Source organism: Kitasatospora sp. NPDC094015 (genome assembly GCF_040304075.1).
In the GTDB taxonomy this organism is placed as follows: Bacteria; Actinomycetota; Actinomycetes; order Streptomycetales; family Streptomycetaceae; genus Kitasatospora.
Map to the genome: position 1 here is coordinate 1 of NZ_JBEOUL010000057.1, position 21215 is coordinate 21215.

The 21215-nt window shown below is 71.7% G+C and carries 22 protein-coding genes and 1 pseudogene; 10 read left to right on the plus strand and 13 right to left on the minus strand.

The features are described 5' to 3' along the window. The 6 genes from ABT014_RS33435 to ABT014_RS33460 all read right to left on the minus strand — a co-directional run. The coding region (locus tag ABT014_RS33435; protein ID WP_350643422.1) for a phosphotransferase family protein at window positions 1–698 on the minus strand (698 nt) is incomplete at its 3' end. Next, window positions 695–1162, minus strand: coding sequence for an NUDIX hydrolase (locus ABT014_RS33440; protein WP_350643424.1), 468 nt, complete (start codon window positions 1160–1162; stop codon window positions 695–697). The genes ABT014_RS33440 and ABT014_RS33435, both read right to left, overlap by 4 nt. Further along, on the minus strand, window positions 1159–2541 hold the full coding sequence (locus ABT014_RS33445; protein ID WP_350643426.1) for an NUDIX hydrolase: 1383 nt from the start codon (window positions 2539–2541) through the stop codon (window positions 1159–1161). The genes ABT014_RS33440 and ABT014_RS33445 overlap by 4 nt, the downstream gene beginning before the upstream one ends. A 642-nt stretch (window positions 2542–3183) precedes the next feature. Continuing rightward, window positions 3184–4422, minus strand: coding sequence for a methyltransferase, FxLD system (fxlM, locus tag ABT014_RS33450; protein WP_350643427.1), 1239 nt, complete (start codon window positions 4420–4422; stop codon window positions 3184–3186). A gap of 554 nt (window positions 4423–4976) precedes the next feature. After that, entirely contained in the window at window positions 4977–5585 is a 609-nt protein-coding gene (locus ABT014_RS33455) for an HD domain-containing protein (protein WP_350643429.1), read from the minus strand. Beyond that, window positions 5582–6664 carry a helix-turn-helix domain-containing protein gene (locus ABT014_RS33460; protein ID WP_350643431.1) on the minus strand — a complete coding sequence of 361 codons (1083 nt, stop codon included), beginning with the start codon at window positions 6662–6664 and terminating at the stop codon, window positions 5582–5584. Before ABT014_RS33460 ends, ABT014_RS33455 begins: the two co-directional genes overlap by 4 nt. Before the next feature lie 306 nt (window positions 6665–6970). On the opposite strand from ABT014_RS33460, the gene rfbB reads away from it, so the two are divergent. Genes rfbB through ABT014_RS33480 form a run of 4 tightly spaced genes read left to right on the plus strand, consistent with a single transcriptional unit; the run spans window position 6971 to window position 10564 of the window. Then, a complete protein-coding gene (gene rfbB / locus ABT014_RS33465) occupies window positions 6971–7957 on the plus strand; it encodes a dTDP-glucose 4,6-dehydratase (RefSeq protein WP_350643433.1) in 987 nt (328 codons plus the stop codon). A gap of 5 nt (window positions 7958–7962) precedes the next feature. Then, a complete protein-coding gene (locus ABT014_RS33470; protein WP_350643435.1) occupies window positions 7963–8988 on the plus strand; it encodes an ATP-grasp domain-containing protein in 1026 nt (341 codons plus the stop codon). Next, a complete protein-coding gene (locus ABT014_RS33475; RefSeq protein ID WP_350643437.1) occupies window positions 8985–10133 on the plus strand; it encodes a DegT/DnrJ/EryC1/StrS family aminotransferase in 1149 nt (382 codons plus the stop codon). Before ABT014_RS33470 ends, ABT014_RS33475 begins: the two co-directional genes overlap by 4 nt. Continuing rightward, on the plus strand, window positions 10130–10564 hold the full coding sequence (locus ABT014_RS33480) for a low molecular weight protein-tyrosine-phosphatase (RefSeq protein WP_350643439.1): 435 nt from the start codon (window positions 10130–10132) through the stop codon (window positions 10562–10564). The genes ABT014_RS33475 and ABT014_RS33480 overlap by 4 nt, the downstream gene beginning before the upstream one ends. A gap of 50 nt (window positions 10565–10614) precedes the next feature. Here ABT014_RS33480 and ABT014_RS33485 read toward each other — a convergent pair whose 3' ends face one another. From ABT014_RS33485 to ABT014_RS33495, 3 genes are all read right to left on the minus strand, one after another. Next, window positions 10615–11790 (minus strand): UDP-N-acetylglucosamine--N-acetylmuramyl-(pentapeptide) pyrophosphoryl-undecaprenol N-acetylglucosamine transferase, encoded by a 1176-nt coding sequence (locus tag ABT014_RS33485; RefSeq protein WP_350643441.1) that lies wholly within the window; start codon window positions 11788–11790, stop codon window positions 10615–10617. A gap of 138 nt (window positions 11791–11928) precedes the next feature. Next, on the minus strand, window positions 11929–12153 hold the full coding sequence (locus ABT014_RS33490; protein WP_350643443.1) for a hypothetical protein: 225 nt from the start codon (window positions 12151–12153) through the stop codon (window positions 11929–11931). Window positions 12154–12504: 351 nt separating this feature from the next. Further along, window positions 12505–13494 (minus strand): alpha/beta fold hydrolase, encoded by a 990-nt coding sequence (locus tag ABT014_RS33495; protein WP_350643446.1) that lies wholly within the window; start codon window positions 13492–13494, stop codon window positions 12505–12507. A gap of 144 nt (window positions 13495–13638) precedes the next feature. Between ABT014_RS33495 and ABT014_RS33500 the strand changes: the two genes are divergently transcribed. Next, window positions 13639–14250, plus strand: a complete 612-nt coding sequence (locus tag ABT014_RS33500) for a helix-turn-helix domain-containing protein (RefSeq protein WP_350643448.1) — start codon at window positions 13639–13641, stop codon at window positions 14248–14250. 96 nt (window positions 14251–14346) lie between these two features. Here ABT014_RS33500 and ABT014_RS33505 read toward each other — a convergent pair whose 3' ends face one another. After that, window positions 14347–14877 carry a hypothetical protein gene (locus ABT014_RS33505; RefSeq protein WP_350643450.1) on the minus strand — a complete coding sequence of 177 codons (531 nt, stop codon included), beginning with the start codon at window positions 14875–14877 and terminating at the stop codon, window positions 14347–14349. Window positions 14878–15096: 219 nt separating this feature from the next. Between ABT014_RS33505 and ABT014_RS33510 the strand changes: the two are divergent. Then, window positions 15097–15191, plus strand: a pseudogene (locus tag ABT014_RS33510). Window positions 15192–15373: 182 nt separating this feature from the next. Here ABT014_RS33510 and ABT014_RS33515 read toward each other — a convergent pair. After that, the gene (locus ABT014_RS33515) at window positions 15374–15607 is read right to left on the minus strand and encodes a hypothetical protein (protein WP_350643454.1); all 234 of its coding nucleotides are present in this window, start codon (window positions 15605–15607) and stop codon (window positions 15374–15376) included. Between ABT014_RS33515 and ABT014_RS33520 the strand changes: the two genes are divergently transcribed. Continuing rightward, window positions 15606–16649: a LacI family DNA-binding transcriptional regulator gene (locus tag ABT014_RS33520; protein WP_350643456.1), complete on the plus strand. Its 1044-nt coding sequence runs from the start codon at window positions 15606–15608 to the stop codon at window positions 16647–16649. The genes ABT014_RS33515 and ABT014_RS33520 overlap by 2 nt on opposite strands. Before the next feature lie 70 nt (window positions 16650–16719). On the opposite strand, the gene ABT014_RS33525 is transcribed toward ABT014_RS33520, so the two are convergent. Further along, a complete protein-coding gene (locus ABT014_RS33525) occupies window positions 16720–18159 on the minus strand; it encodes an RICIN domain-containing protein (RefSeq protein ID WP_350643459.1) in 1440 nt (479 codons plus the stop codon). A gap of 368 nt (window positions 18160–18527) precedes the next feature. Further along, window positions 18528–18938 carry a winged helix-turn-helix transcriptional regulator gene (locus ABT014_RS33530; RefSeq protein WP_350643461.1) on the minus strand — a complete coding sequence of 137 codons (411 nt, stop codon included), beginning with the start codon at window positions 18936–18938 and terminating at the stop codon, window positions 18528–18530. 100 nt (window positions 18939–19038) lie between these two features. Between ABT014_RS33530 and ABT014_RS33535 the strand changes: the two genes are divergently transcribed. The 3 genes from ABT014_RS33535 to ABT014_RS33550 all read left to right on the plus strand — a co-directional run bounded on the left by ABT014_RS33535 (window position 19039) and on the right by ABT014_RS33550 (window position 21178). Continuing rightward, window positions 19039–19896 (plus strand): alpha/beta fold hydrolase, encoded by an 858-nt coding sequence (locus ABT014_RS33535; protein WP_350643463.1) that lies wholly within the window; start codon window positions 19039–19041, stop codon window positions 19894–19896. A gap of 537 nt (window positions 19897–20433) precedes the next feature. Beyond that, on the plus strand, window positions 20434–20967 hold the full coding sequence (locus tag ABT014_RS33545) for a ferritin-like domain-containing protein (protein WP_350643465.1): 534 nt from the start codon (window positions 20434–20436) through the stop codon (window positions 20965–20967). Window positions 20968–20983: 16 nt separating this feature from the next. After that, entirely contained in the window at window positions 20984–21178 is a 195-nt protein-coding gene (locus ABT014_RS33550; protein ID WP_350643467.1) for a hypothetical protein, read from the plus strand. Window positions 21179–21215 lie beyond the last annotated feature (37 nt).

A 21215-nucleotide genomic window follows, 5' to 3' on the forward strand; every position in this document is an offset into this window, starting at 1 on the left:
CCGGGTGGCCGAGTGGGGGAACCTGGTGCGAATCCAGGGCTGACGCGCAGCGGTGCCTCGGCCTGGCTGCGTTCGAAGTCGATCACCCCGACGGGGATCCGGCCGTCCCCGTCGCGGTCGACGATCCAGTTGCGGGGGCCGAAGTCGCCGTGGCATGTGGCGATCGGGGTGTGCGGGGGCTCGGTGCGAGTGGCCTCGGCCAGGATCTCGATCTCCTCGGCGGACAGGCGGGCGTGGTCGGCGCGGGACAGTGCTCGCTCGCGCTCCTCGCCCCATGGCAGGCGTTCCCCGCTGATGGCGCCGTCGGTGAGCGGGTGGTCGTGGATGCGGGCGGCCAGCTGTCCGGCCTGCCGGTACACCTCGCGCTCCTCGTCCGGGGTGAGAGCGGTCCTGATGGCCGGGGTGCCGGGCAGTGCCGTGGTGACGATGACGAGGGAGCGGGGATTCTCGGCGAGCAGGGTGGGGGCGCGGCCGGGGCCGAGGGCCGGCGCGAGGTGCCGGTAGGCGAAGGCCTCGCGCCGGTGCATCAGGGCGTTCTTGTGGCGCTTGGCGAACAGCCGGCGCCCGCTGCCGAGGATGACCTCCCAGACCACCGGGTCACCGGCCCGGCTGCGGGAGCGAGCCCCCACCAGCTCGTACGGGCCGGCGGTCGCGCGCAGCAGCCGGTCGACGTCGTCCGGGACGGCCGGGCCGCTCACGCCGACCACCCGACGGTCGACAGCGTGCTGCCGCGGGCGATCTCGCCGAGCGCGTGCGCGGTGTAGGGCACGGTGGTCGCCGGCAGCCCGGCCGGCGGCCACCACCTCAACTCCCAGCACTTGTCCGGCTCGGCGTTGCGGATCTGCCCGCGGTAGCGGGTGGGGCGGAAGAACAGCTGGATGCGGCTGCGGCCGTCGTCGGCGTCGAGATGGTGCAGCGTGTGGACGAGGACGAGGTCTTCCTCGGCGACGGCGATGCCGAGCTCCTCGTCGGCCTCACGGCACATCGAGGCGGTGATCCGCTCGCCCGGCTGCATGTGTCCCGCGGGCAGGTGCCACCGATTCTCGGCGTAGGTGGTGTTGCGGCGCAGGCCGAGCAGGATGGCCCCGCTGCTGTCGGTGAGGACGAGGTGGACGCCGACGACCAGGGTCACGGGATCCGCGTCGGTGGGGCGCTGGTTCACGCGGTCCTCCCGGACGGCAGGCCGGCTGCGGCGGCTGTGTCGGCGAGCAGCGGAAGGTAGTGGTGCATGTACGGCGGGATCTTGAGCAGCGGAACGTCTTCGAGGGGGACCATGCGCACCGCCAGGCCCTCGTCGCCGAGCCGCAGATCGGTCTCGGGGCCGTCCCAGACGGTGTGCAGGACGCGGGTGAGCGGGTGCACGAGGTCGTGCTGCGGTCCGGGCACCGGCCGCAGCCCGGAGACGGCGATCCCGGCCTCCTCCAGGACCTCGCGTGCCGCGGTCTCCTCCTCGGTCTCGGTGCCCTCGCGCCAGCCCCCGATCGGGGTCCAGTGACCGGGCCAGGCGATGCCCTCGCGTTGATCGCGGTGGTGCATCAGCAGCCGGCCGCGGCCGTCGGTGACGAGGACCAGCACGCCCTCGAACTCGTTCTCGGGCGCGGGGCGCTCCAAGTACAGGGGGACACCACAGCGGTGGGCGCGCAGGACCTGCAGAAGTCGCTGGTAGCGGGCGGGCTCCATGAGCCGGCACCAGTCGTGCGGAGTCTCGAAGCGCCACTCGGTGTGCTCGGCCGGGTCGAGGCGGATCCGGGCCTGCTGCTCGGGGGTGAGCACACCGCCGTCGAAGACGTACCCGCAGACCGGCACCGGGTACTCGGTGCCCGCCTGCTCGTGGATGACCGCGACCAGACGCCGGCGGGCGATGGTCTCGGCGTTCTCAGCGGCGAGGTCGAGGCCCAGCTCCTCCTGGGCCTCGACCAGCGCGGTGGTGAAGGGCGTCGCGCCGTGCTCGACGTTGCCACCGGGGAAGTTCCATACCTGCGGGTTGATCGTCGAGCGCAGGCCGAGGATGCGGCCTTCGGGATCGGTGACCAGGAGGCTGCCGTACGAGCTGGGCCGGGCGATGGTGGTGAGGTAGCCGCCGACGGGCCGCCAGCCGGGAACGGCGAGGCGACGGGTGAGCCAGGCGATGACGTCCCGCTGCCCGTCGCCGATCGGCGGCACCGCGTCCGGGTACGCCCATCGGTGGTCGTCATGGTCCTGGGAGAGGACGACCTCGGTGTCGTCGGGGACGACCGTGGTGAAGACGAACTGCCTTACGTGGCAGCCGCGTTGGTCGGTGAGGTCGAGATGCCGGACGTACTCCAGCGGCTGTCCGGTGAGCCCGGTCTGCTCGGCGAGTCCGCGCGCCGCACCGGACGGTACGTCTTCGTCCGCCTCCCGCGTGCCGCCGGGGTACTCCCACAGGCCGGGCAGGACGTGGTCGGTGGAGCGGCGGATCATCAGGATCCGGCCCGAGGCGTCGCGGACCACGACGCCGACGCCGATGCGCTGGATGCCCTCGCGGAGGGCGAGTTCGGCGAGTGGCTCGAAGTCGATCACTTGGGTGCTCCTCAGGGTCGCGGGCGGGTAGGGCCGAGGGCCCGGCCGCGCGGGTCCGGCGGTCGGGGCGTTCGACTGCACGAGGCCGTCCGCCGACGACGGGCGCGGCAAGTGCGTTGCCATTCCCGCGAGTTGGACGGCTCTAGGCGAGTGCGAGCGACTGATGATGGCGCTGTTCGAGTGCGGCGTTCAAGCGGATTCCCTCCGGGCGAGCCTCGGTCGAAAAGGGACGTTTCGAGCACTTCGGCGGCCAGGTCGAGGGACCGCTCCAGCGAGCCGCGCAGGGCGGCGGGCAGGGTGACGGAGCCCAGCGCGCAGGCGGCGAGAGCTCGTTCGAGCGTCTTGCTCCGACGGGGCTCGAGGCGGCTGCGGACGGCGTCGTTGGCGAGGAGGCCGCGCAGGGCGTAGCCGTCGCGAGATTCATCCGTTCGGCTGGTCAGTGCTCGGTGAGGTTTCGGGCGGGGGTGTCCGGGGCGGCGGCATCCAGGGAGGTGAGGGCGGCGTGGCGCTGGCAGAGCGCGCGGGCGTTAGCCGGGCAGGTTGAGGTTGAGGTTGAGGTCGGAGGCGAGGAGGGCGGCCTGGTTGCCGGCCGACACGCGCGTCCAGAGGCAGGCACGCGGGCCGGATCCTGGCCACCAGCGGCTACTCCCAGCTGACGGTGATCGGGTGGTTCGGGCGGTGCAGCACGAAGCGCCCGGTCGCCGAGTCCGCGGTGGCGGCGGTATCGGGGAGTTCGATGCGCAGGGTGCGGTCGCGGAAACCGGTGTTCCAGACGCGGATCTGCTCGGCAACCAGGTCGGCGAGTGCGGCGCCGGCCGGGCCGTGGCCGATCACCCCGGTCTCGTACGTCTTGCGACCGTCGGTGGTCGGCTCACCGGGCCGGATGGTGAGGTAGGCGAGGGAGCCGCCGTCGACGGTGGCCATGGCACCCCAGCCGAACATCGGGGTCACACCCCGCTCGCGGGCGGTCCCGGTGACGCTCATCCGCATCAGGGAGTTGGGCAGGGTGAGGGCCAGCCACAGGTCCTGGTACTCGTAGGTGGTGCCGGCCAGGATGGTGACCCCGGTCCAGGTCTCTTGGCGCTCGCTGTTGAGGATGCCGGCCAGCAGCTCGGCGTCGACCGCGGAGTCCTGGTCCTTGTGGACCTGGAGGGTGACGTCGCCGATGCCCGTGAGGTGGACGGTGCGGCGGGCGTCGTCCATGCTGCCGCGCAGCGGCATGAAGACCGCGAGCCGGTCGTCGACCGAGACCCAGCCGTCGTCGCTACGCTCGAAGGCGATGACGCGGCCGGCAGTGCCGCGCAGTCGCAGCGGCAGGACGATCCGCCCGCCCGGCACGACCTGCTCCAGCCACGGGGTGGGCATCTCGCTGGTGCTCACGGTGGCGATCACCCGGTGATACGGAGCGCCGCCTCGGTGACCGAGGGCGCCATCCCCGAGGACGGCCTGAACGTTGATGAGGCCGGCGTTGGCGAGGTGATTGCGGGCGCCGTCGACGAGGTCCTCGTCGATGTCCACCGTCACGACGCGCCCTTCGAGGCCGACGATCTGGCTCAGGTAGGCGGCGTTGACGCCGGTGCCCGCCCCGGCTTCGAAGACCCTGTCGCCGGTACGCGGTGCGAGCTGCTCCAGCATCATGGCGACGATCGTGGGCTGGGAGGCGGCGCTGATCTGCGTGCCGGCGCCGTCGGCCTTGGTGTAGGTGGGGTTGTCGGCGTACGCGGTCGCCAGCGGGAAGCCGGGCAGGAACAGCTCGCGAGGTACGCTGCGGAATGCGGCCTCGACGGTCTCGCTGGTGATGGCGCCCTGGGCGACCAGGCGGTCGGTGAGGGCATCGCGCAACTGCTCCGCGGACCCGGTTTCGTTGCTGAGAGTAGTCATGTGGGTGACCCTAGTGGTCGTGCCGTTGGGCATTGCCGACGGCGTGGGGCCCTCGGCGGTGTGGATGGGGGTTCCAATGCCCCTGCAGCCATCGCTGCTTGGTGTTCGACTGGCAGGCCGGCGCGGTCGGCGTGGAAGAGGAGGAGGTGCGCGAGGACCGCTCGCGGTCCGCGGGTGAGGTTGCCGTCGCGGGCCACGCTGACGAGGTCCTGGCCAGCCTGTTCGAAGTCGTGGACCCAGCCGCCGTGGTGGGCGAGCGGGTTGGTGTCGCGGGTGAGTTCCGAGGTGTCCAGACGCATCAGGCCGCGCATGGCGGCGGTCAGGTGTCGCGCCGGTCGCGGACCAAGGGGGGCGGTGCGTCGCGAACCGGGCCCAGACGTCGCCTTGTCGTACCAGTCGACTCCGGCGGCGCGGACCATTGCGGAGAAACTGGCTGCGCTCGCCCTGTATGAACACCGCACCTACCAGCCGATCCCTCCTGCATGCCCGACCGCGACCCGCTGGTCAACCGAGCATTGGCCGAGCAGCTCACGGCGTAGGCGCCGCCCCAGCCGTCAGGCCGGCGCGGACTGCCAGTCGGTGGGGTCGAGAGCCAGCGCAGCGTCGGCGATCTGCTGGGCCGAGGCGGTCGTAAGGGCAGCACGGCAGCGGTCGATCTTGCCCTGCACCGCGGGGACGCCGCCGGCCCGGTACTCGACCGCGCGCAGCAGGCAGTCGAGTTTGTCGGCGTCCTTGGCGCAGCGGGCCTCCGGGGTGATGCCGTCCTCGAATTCGGCGATCACGTCGGCGAAGAGGGACTGGACGGCTGGGTGGGTCGCCGCGGTCTGTTCGGCCGTGACCTTGCGGGGGTCGGCAGCGGTGACGTATCGGCGGGTGAGCGGAGTGAGGTCGCCGGTACGGGCTTCGGGGACGTCGTGGAGGGTGCCCAGCAGAGTGGTACGAGCCGGGTCCGCCCCCTCCAGGGCGGCGAGGGTGGCGGCGATCACGGCGGTGCGATGGCTGTGCTCGGCGACGGTCTCGGTGGCGGACAAGGGGATGCCATCCTGCCGCCAGCCGGTGCGGGGCAGCGCGCGGAGGGAGCCGGCCTCGAAGAGAAGACGGGCGACGCCCGCTGCCTGTTCATCGTCGAGTTGCACCACGGGGTCCTCCTGATCGCGTGTCACCCATCGTCTCGACCGTAGCGCAGGCGATCCAGGTCGCGCCGGGACGTCGCGGAGATGAGGCTTCCGTCGAGGAGCTCGGCCGTGAACGTGTCGAACGAACGGGCGGCGTTCGGTGCTGCGTGCGGCAGCCACGGGTGCAGGTTCAGCAGGGTGCTGATCGAGTGGACATACAGGTCGACGGTGCCGGGGGCGAGGTGGAAGGAGGCGACGAGGGCGCGGAAGAGGCGGATCGGATCCCAGGTCGCCGGGTCCGGATGGTGCATGAAGGTGTCGTCGGTCTGGTCGGCGGGCATCGCGGCCAGCCACAGCGCCCAGTAGGACAAATTCGCGAGTTCGCCGTGCTCGTCGTCCAGCAACGCGGTGGAGATGAAGTGCCGCAGCTGGTCCGGATCGCCTTGGCGGGCGGCGACGGTGGCGACGGTGCGGGCCTCGATCGAGCGGGGGCTGTAGCCGCGCCGGCCGAGTGCGGGCCGCATGCCGCGCAGCGCCTGCTCCGACCAGGCGGCGGCATCGGGCGCGGTGTCGTAGGAGGCGAGGTAGAGGGCCTGACGGTGCAGCAGGCGCTCGCGCCTGTCCGCGGTGGCACGCTCGGCGGTGGTCCGCAGGTTGGCGAAGAAGCGGTCGCGGTCATCCTTGGGCAGCAGGGGGCCGGGTCGGGCCGGGCCGCGCCGGGGCCGCGAGGCGACGGTGGCCAGCGTCGGCGGCGGGGTGCCGCGCAGTGCCCAGGCAACCAGGAGGGCGGAGTCGCGGGGCTGGACCCACCCGGCCAGAGGGTGGCGGCCGGTCTCGGCGGGCGGGTCGAGGATGGCGGCCAGGACGCGATCGGCGTCCAGCGCCGCGCCGCTGTGCGCGAGCAGCAGCGGGTCGGCCCCCAGCAGGGCCAGGCGGCGGCGCAGGTCCAGGTAGTCGCCGGCGCGGGTGTGCGTCAGCGGGCGACGGCCGGACTCCCAGCCTTGCATGGTGCCGACATCGACGCCCAGGTCCTCCGCCAGCCCCTCCTGGGTTCGCGGGATGCTCTCGCGGGCCAGACGCAGCAGGTAGCCGGAGACCACACCGGACGACGGCGCTGTAGCGGACACGGATCCCCTCCCTCGCGCGCTCGTTCGCGGCCTTCACGCCGGTGTCGCAGAGTTCGCGACGCTCGTGGCGTCCACCCGCTATCCGTCGGCGGACAGAGGGTGTGTCGTTGCGCAGCCGTGCGGTATCGCCCGCGTCGGAGGACGTAGCAACCCGTACTGCCGGTGAGTGTTTCTCACAGTGCTTGATTCCTAGCGTAGTTGGCACATCAGGGGCCCGGCCGGGCAACCGCGAAGAACACCGATCGACCGGCCTGCCGAGCAGCCGCGGGCCCCGCGCCAACTCCGTTGTACGAGAGGGATGGAACGATGAAGATTCTGGTCACCGGCGGAGCCGGGTTCATCGGCTCGCACTTCGTGGACCGCCTGCTCCGCAGGGACGACGTGGAGCACGTGACGGTGCTCGACGCCCTCACTTACGCGGGCAACCTCGCCAACCTGGAAGTCGCCGTGAGTACGGGCCGCTGCGAGTTCGTGCACGGCAACATCCTTGACGCCCAACTGACCGGTGGACTCGTCGCCCGGCACGACGCTGTGGTCCATTTCGCGGCCGAGTCACACGTCGACCGCTCGCTCGTGGATGCCGGACGGTTCATCTCCACCAACGTGGCCGGCACCCACACCCTGCTGGAGGCCGCACGCAGGGCCGGGGTGTCCCGGTTCGTCCATATCTCCACCGACGAGGTGTACGGATCGCTGGAGACGGGGGCCGCGACCGAGCAGTGGCCGCTCGCACCAAGTATCCCGTACGCCGCCTCGAAGGCCGCCAGCGACATGGTCGCCCGCTCGTTCTTCGAGACGTACGGCGTGCCGGTGTGCATCACCCGCTCGTCGAACAACTACGGGCCGCGCCAACACCCGGAGAAGGTCATCCCGCGGTTCGTCAGCAGCCTGCTGCAGGGCCGGGCGGTGACCGTGCACGGCGACGGTGGGCATCAGCGCAACTGGCTGCACGTCGAGGACAACTGCGCCGGCATCGAACTCGTCCTCGACCACGGTGTGCCGGGCGAGGTCTACAACATCGGCGGTGGCCACGACCTCACCACAAACCAGCTCGCCACCCTGTTGCTCGGCATCCTCGGCGCGGACCGCGTCATGCTTCGGCACGTGCCTGACCGCACCGCCAACGACCTCCGGTACGCGATGGATTGGTCAAAGATCGCTCACCTCGGCTACCGGCCCGCTCACGACCTCGGAGCCAGCCTGGCGGCCACGGTCGCCTGGTACCGCGCCAACCCCGGCTTCTGGCAGCACGCTGCCCCGCTCGCCGCCGACCTCACCCCGGCCGAGGTGTGACCGCCGTGCCCACCACCGACACCGCAACGGCGGGCGCAGTCGAGGGTCGGCGGATCGTCGTCACCGGGGTCGGTGCGAACCCCGGCTTCGACCTCGCACGCAGCCTCCAGCGCCTTGGCCACCACGTCATCGCCACTGATGCCCAGCCGCTCGCCCCGGGTCTGCTCCTGCCCGAGGTCACGGCCCGCGTCACCCCGCGCGCCGACGACCCCCGATACGGAGCGGCCGTGCTCCAGCTGTGCCGGGAAACCGACGCTGACGCCCTGATCGTCGGCATCGAACCAGACCTGCCGCCCGTCCTGCGAGCCCGCCGCGCCTTGGCCGCCGCCGGCGTCCGCGTGTGGCTGCCCAACGCCGAGTCGGTGCACTCCTGCCTCGACAAGGCCGCCTTCCACCACGTGCTGACCGAGCACCAGGTGCCGACGCCGCGCAGCTGGCTGCCCGACCAGCTCCACCAGATCCCCGACGGCACCGAACTGGTCGTCAAGCCGCGCGGCGGCCACGGCGCCCAGCACGTGCACTTCCCCGCCACCCTGGAGCAGGCCCGGGTGCTGTGCGAGCTGGTCCCCGAACCGCTCGTCCAGGAGCGCGTGCACGGTGAGGAGTTCACCGCGGACTGCCTCGTCGACCGCGCCGGACAGGCGTCGATGGTGCTTCGCCGCCGCAGCCTGGTGAAGGCCGGACTGGCGGCCGTCGCGGTGACCTTCCACGACGAGCGGGTGGCCGGGCAGGTCCGCCGCACCCTGGCGGCCGTCGGCGCGCTGGGGCTCTCTTGTGTGCAGGGCTTCACCATCGACCGCAGCCCGGACCCGGTGGTCATCACCGAGGTCAATGTCCGGGTGGCCGGCGGATTCGCGCTCGCCGAGGCAGCTGGCGCGGACCTGATCGGCCAGGCCGTCAACGGCCTGTTCGGCCGGCCCGTCGACCACGGCCGCCTCGGCTACCGGGACGACGTGTTCCTCACCAAGTACACCGAGACGCTCGCCACCGGCGCCGTCTCCACCCTGCGAGCCCTCCAGGAGCAGTCGTGACCCTCGCACCCGCCGCCCCCGCCCGGCCCGGCGTCGAACGCAACGCCACCCCCTACCTGTACGGGACCGAACTCGGGGCGATCGCCGAGGTCCTGGCGAGCGGCCAGTACGGGCACACCGACGTCACCGAGACCTTCGAGCGGCAGGTCGCCGACTTCCTCGGGGTGCGGGAGGTGGTGGCCGTCTCCTCCGGGACGGCGGCCCTGCACGCCGCGCTGGTCGCCGCCGGTGTCGGCCCGGGGCAGGAGGTGCTGGTGCCCTCGATGACGTTCTGCGCCTCCGTGCAGGCGATCCTCTCCGCCGGGGCCGAGCCCCGGTTCGTTGACATCGACCCGGTCACGATGTGCACCACCCCAGACCTCGTGCATGAGGCGCTGACCGAGCGCACCACCGCGTTGATGCCCGTGCTGTTCGGCGGCCGGGCCATCGACCTCGCCCCGATCGCCGACCTGCTCGACCCAACCAAGATCGCCATCGTCGAGGACGCTGCCCACGCCTTCGGCTCCCACGGCCGCGACGGCCGCCCCGTCGGGGCGAGCGGGCACCTGACCTGCTTCTCCTTCGGACCCATCAAGAACCTCACCTGCGGCCAGGGCGGCGCCGTCGTCCCCCGTAACCCCGAGGACTCCGAGCGGCTGCGGACCCTGCGGCTGCTCGGAGTGGCGGAGTCGGCCGCCCACCGCGCCGCGTCCACCACCTATCAGGTCACCGGCGCCGGGTTTCGCTACCCGCTGTCCGCCCTGAACGCGGCAATCGGCACCGCGCAACTCGCCCACTTCGAGGAGGCCACGGCTGTGCGTCGCACGCTGTGGCGCACCTACCGCGACGCGCTGGCCAGCTTGCCCGACGTCGAGCTGGTCGACGTCGACGTCGATTACTCCGTCCCGCACCTGTGCGTCGTCAAGGTCCCCGACCGCGATCGGCTCTGGGCCGAGATGCGCCGCGCGGGCATCGGCGTCGGAGTCCACTACCCGCCCAACCATCTCCAGCCCGCCTTCGCCCGCTGGACCCGACCGCTGCCGGCCACCGAACACCTCGCCGAGCAGATCCTCACCCTGCCCTTCCATCAGCACCTCTCCGAGGGCGACGTCCACCGCACAGTCGCCGCGCTGCGCCAAGCCCTGACCACCGGAGACGCACGATGACCGGTCCCGCCGCGCCCCGGCGCATCCTCGTCGTGTGCCTCGGCAACTACTGCCGCAGCCCGCTGGGCGGGCGCATCCTTGCCGATCTCGGCGGCACTGCGGTCGAGGTCCGCTCCGCCGGACTGATCGACAGGTGGACCCAGGCACACCCCGAGATGACCGCCGCCGCATCAGCCCTTGGCTACGACCTCACCGGGCACCGCCCCCAGCAGGTCACCCCCGAGCTGATCGATTGGGCCGATCTGGTCCTCGCCATGGACCACCCTGTCCTCGAACATCTCCGCGACATCGCAGGGCCGGACCTCGCGGCCAGGATCCGCCTGTACCTCGACCGTGACCGCGATGTCCCCGACCCGATGGGCCGCCCCGCGGCCGAGTTCACCGCCTGCGCCCTACTCATCGAAGCGGGAGCCGCGAACCACCTGCGCTGACACATTCCCACCGGCCCCGGCCCCGGCCCTGGCGCCGGGGCCGGCCCGGTTCAGCGGCCGGAGGCGGCGTCGAGCACCACGTCGACCAGGCGCTCGGCCGCATCAGGTCGCCCATGTGCGCGCGAGCGCGCCGCCATCGCCGCGCGCCGGGCCGGGTCCGCCAGCAGCGGGGCCAGCGCCTCCTGCAGGGCCTCCGCCGTGACGTCGCCGATCAGGGCGACGGCCGCGCGCGAGTCTTGGAGGTGCGTGGCGTTGTGGGCCTGCTCGTTGCCCGCCGAGGTAGCCAGGGGGATGAACACCGCAGCCTTGCCGAGCGCGGTCAGCTCCGCGAGCGTCCCCGCGCCGCTGCGGCTGATCACCACGTCCGCGAGCGCCAGCACGTCCGGCAGCTCTGCACCCATGTAGCCGGTCAGGAGATAGCGGGCAGCGAAGCGCGGTGGCACCGCCTCGGTCGGCCCGCGCAGCGTCGCCTCGTTGGCCGGGCCGCACTGGTGGATCACGTTGGCGCGCTCCAACAGCCACGGCAGGACCGTCGCCACCAGGGAGTTGATCTGCGCCGACCCCTGCGCGCCACCGGTGACATACACCGTCGGCAGGGACCGGTCGAAGCCGTACAGGCCCAGAGCGTTAACCGCCTTGTCAGCTTGCCCCGTCAGCACCGCCGGCCGCACCGGATTCCCGGTCACCACCGCGCCGCGCCGCGCCGACGCCGGCAGCAGCGGAAGCGTCGACTCCGACGACACGGCCACCCGGGTCGCCGCACGCGCCAGCACCTTGTTAGCCAGGCCGAGCCGCACCGTCTGCTCATGCACCACCAACGGCACCCCGCACGAGCGAGCCGCCAGGCCGACCGGCACCGCGACGTACCCGCCCGTCGCCAACACCACATCCGGGGCGAATTCCGTGATCAGCGACCGAGCCTGCGCCGCACCGAGCGGCACCCGGCCCATGTCCCGAACGTTCGCCGGGGAGACCAGCTTCAACGGGTTCGAGGAGCGCCGGACCTTGCCGGTGGCGACCGGTGCGAACCGGATGCCCTCCGCTGGAGCGACCCGGGCCTCCAGTCCCTCGGCGGTGCCGATCCACAGCACGTCCACCGTCCGCCCCTGCGCCGCGAGCCGGCCCTGCAACGCTTGCACCGCGGTCAGTGCCGGGTAGGTGTGCCCGCCGGTGCCGCCACCAGTAACGACCAACCGCAGCGGTCCGTCCTGTTCGTTGAGCCCCATGCCCGTCTCCCATCGACCATCGCGTCGCACATACAGACTTAAGACCCCTCAGCCTACGGTTGAACGGACACTGTCCGTCGCGGCTCGGTTCCAAGGCGTACCACCCTGTCGGGTCCGAGAACCCCGTCGTCACCGCGATCACCCGGAGCGCGCCGTCATCATTCGTCGAGACGCCAACAGCATCACTGCCGACGCCGATAGCAAGCTCCTCGCTGCTGCGGACTCACCCTTACCGGCCTGATCGCCGCCGGCACCGAGGCTCGCGTCCACGCCCTCGGCCCCCTGGGTGTCCACCGCAGCTCGCACCCGTCCCACTTCGTGATCATCCTGAATGGTCTGGCGCAGAACCGCGATCTCCTGCACGGCGAAGGGCTTCTTCGTAGACCTGATCTCGCGGCCGGAGGAGTGGCGGGAGATCGGTCGGCAGATGGCGGACTCCAGTCGCCGGCCGGAAAATTCGGTTGAGGACGTGCTCGACCAGCTCCCGGCGTGGGGGTACTCCGGGTGGAAGCGGTGCGGCTGCCGAACGGCCGACTTCGCTCCGGGGCGCGTCTTTTCGATGTGCCCCAGCGGCCGATGCGACCGGGTGCGCTGCTGCGGCCGCCAGAGCGAGAGCCTGGCCTGCGCCCGGTGTGCTCGGATACTGGCGAGGGTCGACAGCGGGCAGCAGCAGCTTGCCGACTGCGACGGAGCCTGGCCGGTACGTCCGAGGGCTCAGCCCTGGAGGGAGGCGAGCCAGGAGGTGAGCAGGTGGTTCACCTCCTCGGGGCGCTCCTGCTGGATCCAGTGCCCGCAGCCGTCCAGGATGTGGCTGGAGGTCAGGCCGGGGAGGGTGGTCGGGTAGGCGTCGATCGCGTCGGCCATCCAGGTCGTGGAGGCGTCCAGGGCGCCGCCGATGAACAGGGACGGCTGCTTGATCGGGGCGCCGCCGTACGGGGCGAGGTCCTCCCAGTCGCGGTCCATGGTGCGGTAGCGGTTGAGGGCCCCGGTCATGCCGGTGCGCTCGAACTCCCCGGCGTAGACGTCGAGATCCTCCTCGGTCAGCCAGGCGGGCAGCTTGCCGACGGGGAAGCGGTCGCGCAGCCGGCCGCCGGTGCGGGCCACGAAGTGGGGGTCGGGCTCGCCCTGGGCGGGCATGGTGTCGGCGGACATGGCCGCGTAGAAGCCCGCGAGCCAGCCTCGGAGGTCGGGCTCCATCTCCGCTTCGGCCCGGCCGGGCTCCTGGAAGTACGAGACGTAGAACTCCTGGTCGCCGCCCATCTGTGCGAAGACGTCGGTGGGGCGGGGGCCGCCGGGCGGCGCGTAGGGGACGCTCAGCAGCCCGACGGCACGGAAGACCTCCGGGTGGAGGAAGGCGCTCGCCGCGGCGATGCTGGAGCCCCAGTCGTGCCCGACGACCACCGCCGTCTCTTCACCCAGGGCGCGCATCACGGCGACGTTGTCCGCCACCAGGTCGAGCATCCGGTAGGCGTCCGTCGCGGCCGGCCTCGAGGAGCGCCCGTAGCCGCGCACGTCGAGCGCCACGGCCCGGTACCCCGCCGCCGCGAGGGCCGGCAGCTGGCGGCGCCAGGAGTACCAGGACTCGGGGAAGCCGTGGACGAGCAGGACCAGCGGTCCCGTGCCCTGCTCGGCCAGGTGCAGGCGTCCGGCGGGTGCCTCGATGGTGCGGTGGCGCAGTTCGGCGGACGGCAGGGGCTGGTGCATGGCTTCTCCTCGGTTCATGGGCGGTTGCAGCTACCCGCCGATCCTGCGACGTGACGCCCGCCCGACGCGAGCACCGTTGCCATCCTGGCAAACTGGCAGGACGGGACAGCGGTGGCGGCACGGCCGCGGAGAGCGGGGGCGAAGATGGCGGACGACGGTACGGCCGACACGCTGGCGGCCATGGGCCCTCGGTTGCGGGCCGCGCGCGAGCGGCGCGGCGCCACGCTCACCGACGTCGGCCGCACGACCGGCATCTCGCCGAGCACGCTGTCGCGGATCGAGACCGGTCGACGCAAGCCGACCCTGGAGGTCCTGCTGCACCTCGCGAAGGCGTACGACATCTCCCTGGACGAGTTGGCCGGCACCGCACCCGTCACCTCACCCGGCACCGCGCCCAGGCCGCGCACCCCGGTGCCGCAACGTCCCGGCGACGAGAAGATGGTGCTGCCGTTGACCCGGTACGTCGGGGGCCTGCACGTTCACAAGCACGTCCTGCCCGCCGTCGACGCGCCACCGGAGCGGCCGCGGCAGGTCTCCCACGACGGGCACGAATGGCTGTGCGTCCTGTACGGGCGGCTGTGGCTGGCGCTCGGCGAGCAGGACCTCGTCCTGAGCGCCGGGGAGACGGTCGAGTTCGACACCCGCACCGCCCACGGAGTCGCGAACGCCGGACCCGGCGGACCGGTCGAATACCTGATCGTGTTCGGGCCACAGGGGGAGCGCCTACGACCGCGCACGCGAGCGTCCGGATCATGATCCTGAGCTCTAGGACGGGCAGGCGGGCGGGCACCGGTTCGGAGATGCCCGCGCCCAGCCCCGGCCCGACGGACTCCGGACGGGCGCGTCCACCGCTCACTCGTAGACGCGAGCCGCACCGAGCTGCCAAGCCACCGAGGCCCAGGTCACCGGTTCGATCGGTGGAGTACCCGGGAACCTCGGGGGCTTTCCGAGCCTGGCACCGAGCCAGGCGTCCCACGACTCCATGAACCGGGCCATCGATCCGCTCGCCCAGCCGCCGCCGTCCCCGGCCCACAATCCCCGAGCCAGCCTGTCCTCCGTCCAGGCACGGTTGCGGGCGAAGTCGGCGGCGAGCGCCAGCAGCAGCGCACGCAGCTCCGCCGGGGACGCAACCGACGGCTCGTCGCGGAGAGCGGCGGGTTCGGCGAGTCCGACCGAAGGCGCGTCCACTGCGCTGAGCAACTGGTCGGCCAAGCCCGACCAGCCGGGCTCCGAGCCCTGATCGGGAAGATCCGGAAGAGCTGCGGCCCAACGGAGCAGGACATCATCGATCTGCGGGGCCTCGGCGCCGAGATCCTCGAAACGCTCCATCAGGCCCCGCAGCAGGGCGCGGAAGTCCTCGCCGCTCTTCACGTTGTTCGTCACCGCGCGACAGTAGGGCTGCCCGGACTCGCCCGTCGACCGGATATCAGCGCGGCATGTCTCCAGGCAGCCGATCGACGCAGCGGCCACGCGCAGCAGCCCCCGTGCCGGCGCCCGGTCAGGCGCAGGTCAGGCGCAGGTCAGGCACAGGTCAGGGCCGGGTCAGCGCCGCCGGGCATGCTGATGGCACGTCAAGGAGCCGCGGCGAGCGGCTCTCGGTCGGGAGAGGTGCCCGGAGCGGTTCATCGGGTGCCTGGCCAGCGATGGCCGAGCAGGGTCCTTCGGGGCCCGCGCAGGTTCGAATCCTGCCCTCTCCGCGTGCGAGTTCACCTGGGCGACGAGGCGCCGGGCAGCCGGGGCCGCGCGTCGGCGCGCGGCCCGCGGTGACGATGTCCCGCCGGCTGTGCGGTGCCCATGAACCGTTCCGGGCGCCGGCGACCGTGGATGTGCTGTCCTGCCGTCCTCGGCCACGGCCGGGGCGGTGAGGCGGGGCCGGCCGTCACTCGTCGGCCGGGATCGTCCGGTTGTCGTCGCCGAACGGTATGCCGACCTGCCACCGCGTGCCGGTGAACGGCGCCTCCGTGGTGGGCGCGAGGCCCACCGTCCCGTTGCCGGTCCGCCCGTCCAACAGACGTGGCCCTTTGACGTTTCCGAGGCAGGTGAGTACGACCTCCATGGTCAACTCAGCGGTTTCCACTACCATGTTGGCGCAGACATGGAGGAGGAGCGGCATGGAGCAGCGCCCGGCGGCAGCAGGTGCTCGTGGGAGGTCGCGGCCGCCTTCGCAGACCGATGTCGCGGCGCTCGCCGGGGTCTCCTCGCAGACCGTCTCCCGGGTCGCGAACAACCGCAGCAATGTCGAGCCCGCGACCCGTGACCGGGTCCTGTCGGCCATGCGCGTTCTCGGCTACCAGCGCAACAGCGCGGCCCGGGCGCTCACCCTCGGCCGCTTCCATGCCCTCGGCGTGGTCACCTTCGATGTCACCGCCCAGGGCAACGCCCGTACTCTGGGGGCGATTTCGCGCGCCGCCCAGCGGGCCGGCCACTCGCTGAACGTCGTCTGCGTCGAGGACCACACCGAGTTCGCCGTGCAGCAGGCCGTGCGCCGGCTCACCGACCAGGCCGTGGACGGGCTGGTGGTGATCGAGGCGCAGATCCTCGACCGGCCCGGCTTCTCCGTCACCTCCGGCGTCCCGGTGGTGGTGGTCGACGGCGACCCGGAGCGCCGCTTCCCCTCGGTCGACACCGACCAGGCTGCCGGGGCCGCCATGGCCACCCGCCATCTGCTCGACCTCGGCCACCGTACCGTCTGGCACCTCGGCGGCCCGCAGGACTCCTACGCCGCCCGCCGCCGTGCCGCCGCCTGGCATGCGGAGCTGAAGGCCGCCGGCGTGCGCGTCCCCCCGCTGGAGTACGGCGACTGGACGGCCGGGGCGGGCTACCGGATCGGCCGCGAGCTGGCCGGCCGCCCCGAGGTCACCGCCGTGTTCGCCGCCAACGACCACTTGGCGCTCGGCCTGCTGCGCGCCCTGCACGAGGCCGGCCGCCGCGTTCCGCAGGACGTCAGCGTGGTCGGTTTCGACGACCTGCCGGAGGCGGCCTACTACCTGCCGCCCCTGACCACGGTCCGGCAGGACTTCGAGGAGGTCGGCCGGCAGTGCGTGGCCCGGCTCCTCGACCTGATGGACGTGCCCGGGGCGGCCGGGGACGTGCCGGTCGCGGTCACCCCCGAACTGGTGGTGCGCGCGAGCACCGCGCCCCCGCCGGCCATGTGACGGGACGGCGGCTGCGCAGTACCCGACCGCGGGTATCAGGGACGTGCGGCGAAGGTGGGTGCGGGTCGGGTCAGAGCGGCGCGGGACCGCGCCGCCACAGCTGGTTGGCGCCGGAGTTGCAGGTCCACTGCTCCAGTCCGGTGCCGTCGGTGGTGGACTGGTTGATCACGTCCAGGCACTTGCCGGAGCGCCGGTCGAGCAACCGGATGGTGCCGTCGTCGACCTGCTGCACCTGCCACTGCTGGGACTTGGTGGTGGAGCAGGTGCTCTGCACCACCACGGCCCCGTCCGCGGTGGAACTCCCTTCGACGTCGAGGCACTTGCCGCTGTGCCGCGCCATGATCTGGACGTAGCCGCTGTTGAGCGGCTTGAACCAGAAGTTCTGGTTGGCGCCCCAGCCGCAGGACCACTGGAGTGCCCGCGCACCCGCGGTGAACGAGTAGCCGCCGATGTCCGCGCACTTGCCGCTCTGGACGCCGGTCAGGGTCTGCCAGGTGGCGTTCATCGCGCCGACGGTTCCGGTCCGGGTGTCCACGGTGATCTGCGGGGAGGCGCCCATCGTCATCGTGGTGGCGGTGGGGAAGGTCAGCGGCAGCCACACGTACTGGGAGTCGTTGACCGTGCCGCCCATCGAGTTGCCCCAGCGGTCGCCCATGTACAGGTAGCTGGTGCCGTGGGTGCCCTGGACGGGCAGCACGTACGCGGTCTGGCTGCCGTAGGCGACGCCGTCGCCGAAGTTCCGCAGGCCGCTCCAACTTCCGGTGACGCTGCTCGCGGTGCCGTACATCTGCTGGTTGGGGGACCAGCCGGTGGCGCCGGAGGTGAGCAGGAAGTACACGCCGTCGCGCTTGAACAGCGCGGGCGCCTCCCGGGAGGAGCCGTTCCACAGGCTCTGCACCTGGGCGTCGATGCCGGTGTAGTCGGAGGTCAGCCGGTAGACGTGCAGGTCCCGGTTCTCGTTGGCGGCGGACACCATGTAGGCGGTGCCGTCGTCGTCCACGAAGGTGGTGATGTCCCGGGACATCGCGCCCAGCGGCCGGAAGCTGCCGCGCCAGCTGTAGTCCCCGTCCACCGTGGACGACATCGCGACGGCGGCCCGGGCCTCGCCGTAGTCGGCGGCGCTCTCCTTGTGCATCCACATCACGAACCGGCCGGTGGCCTTGTTGTAGATGACCTTGGGGCGCTCGATGTTGGCCGAGGCCAGCTCCGGGTCGGTGGCCTGGGTCAGTACGTGGTGGCGGAACTCCCAGGTCTTCAGGTCGGTGGAGCGGTAAGCCGAGACGTACCGGAAGGTGTTGTCGGGGTTGCGGTCCTCGCCGAACCAGTAGTAGTACCCGCCGACCTTGATCACACCGCCTCCGTGCGCCTGCACGGCGGCGCCGGTGGTGTCGGGGAACTGGGTGCCGTTGACGACCGCCACGGAGGCGGCCTGGGCGGGGTTGGTACCGGTGGCCAGCAGCGCGCCGAGCGTCAGCACGACGCAGAGCAGCGCGGATCTTGTACGCGACATGGGGTTGAACCTCGCGCTTCGGGTGGGGTGGGGGAGGGTGCCGCCGAGATGGCCTCAGTGCGTCCGTTCACTGATGTTGGCGCAAACAAGCGGCTGTGGAGAGTGTCGGAGCGGTGTTCGGTTGTGTCAAGGGGTCTCGGCGAGGCCGGTTCGGAGGGCAGCCGACCGCTACCGCTCCTACCAGCGCAGATGGGTGTTTCGCGAGCTGACGCGGAGAATCCTCGGGTCGCATCCTCACCGCTTCAATGTTTGATTATGTTGACTCTGCGCCGCGACGGCGGGGAGCCGGGTCCCTGCGTCAGGACGAAAACGATGGGTGCTTCAGCAGCGAATGGACGAGGCCGGTGCTGAGCGCGGAACCGCTTCGCCTATGCCTCATCGACCTCCTGGTCGGCGGCTTCGTTGGCGCGGTCGATCTCGGCCATGTGCTCCTCCGCCCAGGTCCGAAGCCCGGCGAGCGCGGCTTCCAGGGACAGCCCGAGTCCGGTGAGTCGGTAGAAGACCCGCGGCGGCACGGTCGGTTCGACCCGGCGCGACACCAGCCCGTCGCGGGTCAGGCTTCGCAACGTCACGGACAGCATCTTCTGCGAGACACCGGGCATCCGGCGTCGGAGCTCCGCGAAGCGCACCTCGCCCGGTGCGGCGTCGGCGAGCGTCTTGACGGCCATCGATGTCCACTTCGTACCGATGCGGTCGAGCAACTGCCGAGTCGGGCACTGGGGATCGAACAGATCGCCGCGTGCTCCGTGATCCGCGGCCCGACCTTCTCGTGCGGTCACCTGTGGCTCACCACCTTCCTTGAAAGTGCCCTCTGGCGGGCCGGCAGACAGTTACCTATCGTTCTGTGGTAACCAATGGTAACCACCCGAAGGAACCGTCATGCCCGTCACCACCGCACCGGAACTGCACCGCGTCGCAACGAACGGCGTCGAACTCAACGTCGCAATCGCCGGCGAGGGACCTGCAGTTCTCCTCCTGCACGGCTTCCCGCACACCTGGCAACTCTGGCGCGGCGTCATGGACCGACTTGCCGGGCAGTACCGGGTCATCGCCCCGGACCTGCGAGGCTTCGGCGCCAGTGCGCGTTCCGTCGAGGGGTACGACGCAGGCACCCTCGCCGCCGACGCCGAAGGGCTCCTCGACGCACTCGGCGAGCCCTCGGCAGCGGTGGTCGGCATCGACGCGGGCACCGCCCCGGCAGTCCTGCTCGCGCTGCGCCGGCCCGGCCTGGTCCGGCGCCTGGTCGTGATGGAGGCGCTGCTCGGCCCCCTGCCCGGCGCAGAACACGTCGTCGCGGGCGGCGCCCCGTGGTGGTTCGGCTTCCACGCCGTCCCCGGCCTTGCCGAGACCGTCCTGGCCGGCAACGAGGCCCCGTACATCGACTGGTTCCTCGACTCGGGGACGCTCGGGTGCGGAGTACCGGACGACATCCGCGCGGCCTTCGTCCACGCGTACACCGGGAGCGAGGCCCTGCGCTGCGCGTTCTCCTACTACCGGGCCCTGCCCACCAGCGCCCAACAGATCCAGGACGCCGTCGCGACGGCACGGTTGACCATGCCCACCATGGCCATCGGCTCCGACCCCGTCGGCACCGGGCTCGAACGCCAACTCCGCCATATCGCCGATGACTTGATTGGACACCATCTCCAGGACTGCGGCCACATCATCCCCCTCGACCGCCCCGACACCTTGTTCGCGCTCCTTGCCCCCTTCCTCCGCGCCGATCTGCCGAAGTAACCAGAACGAGGTCGAGGATCACGGCCGGCGGTTCGGGCGTACGTCCCAGCGGTGCACTGCTCAGGGCCGCCGGATCGGACTGCGCACGATGACGAATGCGTCGGCAGGGTCGACGAAGGCATCAATGACAGCGACGCGACGCTCGTAGCGGCGAGCGAGCCCATGTGCTTGCCGGCCGGTGCAGCCACGTCTCGGGCCCGCTCTCCGTGGATGAGCCGGCCGACGGCTACGTGACCTGCCGCCGGAACGGAAGCGTCTTCCGGCTCTCCGACGGCTGGAACGGGGCCGGACCGTCGACCACCCCGCAACCCCGCTCCTTCACCCGGACGGACGCGCAGGGCACCCTTCGGGGCCTGGCTTCCCCGCGCCGGCCGAGCGGCCCTGGCCCGTCCGGGCCCGGCCGCCCTCGGGCCCGCCGCGCCCCGCCCGGTCACCTACTGCGAACCGGTGGCGTCGGGCGCCGGCCTGTCTGAGGTGGGGCTTCACGGGGAAGGCGTCGCCGGACCGTCCAACTCACCCCGACCTTTGGGAGCAACCGTGGCAGACGACTTCGTGATCGACGTGAGCCGGATCCGGGACGAGGCCCGGCAGAAGATGGCCGGTGGAGCGGTGACCGCCACCTACGGCCTGGACACCGGCAAGGTGATCGCCGTACTCAACGACGTGGTCGCCACCGAGGTGGTGTGCTGGCTGCGCTACACCCGGCACGCGATCTCGGCCACCGGCATCGACCGCGCCCAGGTCGCCGCCGAGTTCACCGAGCACGCGGCGGAGGAGATGCAGCACGCCCTGCGGGCGGCGGAGCGGATCTCGCAACTCGGCGGCGAGCCGGACTTCGACCCGGCCACCCTGGTGCAGCGCGCGCACACCGACTACACCACGCCCGACGACAAGGACCTCAAGGCGATGCTGGAGCACAACCTGCTGGCCGAGCGGATCGTGATCTCCACCTACCAGGAGATCGCCCGCTGGATCGGCGACCACGACCCCACCACCCGCCGCCTCATCGAGTCCATCCTCGAGGAGGAGGAGGAGCACGCCGACGACCTCACCGACCTGCTGGCCATCTGAGCCCGGGAGGCGGTACGTGAACGAGTTCGACCGCGAACGCTCGCACCGGAAGGCCAAGGACTTGTCGCACCTCAAGGACGAGGTGGACGAGAAGAACGCCGAGCACCTCGAGCAGGCGCGGCGCGACCAGGACGACGCCCCTCACCCCGACGACGCCCCCGGCACCGAGCGGCCGGCGGGGGAGTCGCCCGAGCGGGGCCGGTCCGAGTGAGCGTGCCGAGGGCGCCCCGGGAGGATTGGCTCCCGGG